Genomic DNA, 2,216 nt, shown 5'->3' on the forward strand with positions numbered 1-2,216 from the left:
GTCGTCGCGTCGGTCACCGACCCGACGACCGTGCAGGCGACCCACGAACGCGCCGACCGGGAGCAGGTCTACCGCGCCGCCGCTGCCGAACGGGCGCTGCTCGACGTCGCCAGGGTCGCCGCGGCGATCCGCCAGCAGGGTGCCGACGTCGTCACCGGTCCGCCAGCGGACCTGCCGCCCCGCCTCGCCGATCACTACCTCGCCCTGAAGCTCGCCGGCCGACTGTAGCCCGCTCGCGGCCCTCAGGACGCGTAGATGCGGGTGCTGCCGGCCTCGAACTCACCGATGTCGCCGGTCTCGCCGGAACGTGCGGCCCGTCGGCCGAGCACGAGCATGTACGTCAGGAACGCACACAGCGCGGCGAAGCCGATGCCGATCTTGACCGGCCACGGCCACGGCGCCGGGGTCACGAAGCCTTCGATCACGCCGGAGACGAGGAGGACGAAGACGAGGCCGATCGCAACCGTCGCGAGGGCGCGCGAGTCCGCCGCGAGAGCCTGCCCGCGGGTACGCCCACCGGGGGCGATCCAGGACCAGAAGATGCGAAGCCCCGCGGCCGCAGCGACGAAGATCGCGGTGAGCTCCAGCATCCCGTGCGGCGCGATGTAGAGGAAGAAGACGTCGCCCTTGCCGTATGCGAACATCACCGCGGCTGTCGTGCCGATGTTCTGGGCATTCGAGAGCACGATGTACGGCACGTAGAGGCCGAGGATACCGAAGGCGACGCACTGCGCGGCGATCCAGGCGTTGTTCGTCCAGACCTGGCCGGTGAACGACGCGGCGGGGTTGGCGGAGTAGTAGTCGACGAATTCAGAGTTCACGAGTTGCTGGAGCTGGGCGTCGGAGCCGAGGTTGGCGAGCACCCGGGGGTCGCCGGTGATCCAGACGGCATAGAGCACCGCGACCGCGACCGTCACGACCGCGACGCACAGCGTGAGCCAGCGCAGGCGGTAGAGCGCGGCGGGCAGTTGAAGGACGAAGAACCGAGGCACCTGGGACACGACGTTCGCGCCGGCTCCGGTGAAGCGCAGCCGGGCGCGGGACAACGCGACGGAGAGCCGGTCGCCCGGGATCGTGGAGCCGGCCGTGCTCTTGATTGCGGACAGCTGGGTCGCGCCGGACTGGTACAGGCCGATCAGTTCGTCGGACTGCGCGCCGGAGAGCCGCCGCTCCCTGCCGAGCTCGGCGAGGCGGTCCCACTGGGCGCGGTGCGCCGTTGAATATGCGTCGAGGTCCATCTGCTCTAATAGTAGACATGGCACACCCCGGAAACGCGGCGGATCAGGGAGAAAGTTCTCCCTATGAGTACGAACTCGTCACTGGCGAGGCGGTCGCGCTTGATGTGCGGCCGGCGAGTTTCATCCTGCGCGCGGCCGGCGCCATCATCGACTGGCTCGCCTATCTCGGTTTCTTCGTGGGACTCGCCTTCGCGGTCGACTTCGTCATGGGCGACGCCCTGGATCCAGCGCTCGCACAGACGCTGGCGATTTCAGGGCTCGCGTTCTCGATCCTCATCCTCCCGACTGTCGTGGAGACCGTGACCGGAGGACGCTCGCTCGGCAAGCTCGCGATCGGCGCCCGCATCGTGCGTGACGACGGCGGGTCCATTCAGCTGCGGCACGCCTTCACCCGCGCCCTCAGCGGAATCTTCGAGATCTACCTCACCTTCGGCGGCCTGGCCGCCACGACGGCTCTGCTGAACGGCAAGTCCAAGCGCCTCGGCGACCTGATGGCCGGCACGTACAGCCAGTATGAACGGGTGGCCCGGTTCGACGAGCCGGTCCTCGGGCTTCCGCAAGAGCTCACCACCTGGTCGTACACCGTCGATGTCGTGCGGCTGCCTGACCGGCTCTCGCGCCGCATCGCCCAGTTCCTCCGCCAGTCCGGACGCCTGACCCCGGAGACACGCGTGCGCGTAGCAAGTGACCTCGCGGCGGAAGCGGCGCCCTTCGTCTCCCCGGTTCCCGCCGTCTCCCCCGAGGAGTTCCTCGCCGGCGTCGCCGCCGTGCGCCGCAGCCGCGAGTACGCGGCACTCCTCCTGGAACGAGATCGCCTCGAACGCCTCCGCCCGGTGCTCACGCGCCTCCCCCACGATTTCCCCAACCGCTGAGCGGATGCTGCGCCGCCCCGCTACGGGTTGCGCGCCGGTTGCGCCGTTACGCGCCCGGCGTGTCCGGGGCGTAGCGGCGCTGGTGTCGCGCGGGGCCAGTGCAGGG

The 2,216-nt window shown here is 69.7% G+C and carries 2 protein-coding genes and 1 pseudogene; 2 read left to right on the forward strand and 1 reads right to left on the reverse strand.

Features of this window, described 5'->3' with window-relative positions; translation table 11 throughout:
- Positions 1 to 228: pseudogene (locus tag QN345_RS18135) on the forward strand (DUF58 domain-containing protein); the annotation flags it as partial.
- 14 nt (positions 229 to 242) lie between these two features.
- On the opposite strand, the gene QN345_RS18140 reads toward QN345_RS18135, so the two are convergent.
- Entirely contained in the window at positions 243 to 1,238 is a 996-nt protein-coding gene (locus QN345_RS18140; protein ID WP_134449746.1) for a stage II sporulation protein M, read from the reverse strand.
- Between the two features lie 17 nt (positions 1,239 to 1,255).
- Between QN345_RS18140 and QN345_RS18145 the strand changes: the two genes are divergently transcribed.
- Positions 1,256 to 2,110: an RDD family protein gene (locus tag QN345_RS18145; protein WP_322189482.1), complete on the forward strand. Its 855-nt coding sequence runs from the start codon at positions 1,256 to 1,258 to the stop codon at positions 2,108 to 2,110.
- The last annotated feature ends 106 nt before the right edge of the window (positions 2,111 to 2,216 follow it).

Origin of the sequence: Cryobacterium sp. 10I1, assembly GCF_035019805.1 — a bacterium.
GTDB lineage: Bacteria > Actinomycetota > Actinomycetes > Actinomycetales > Microbacteriaceae > Cryobacterium > Cryobacterium glucosi.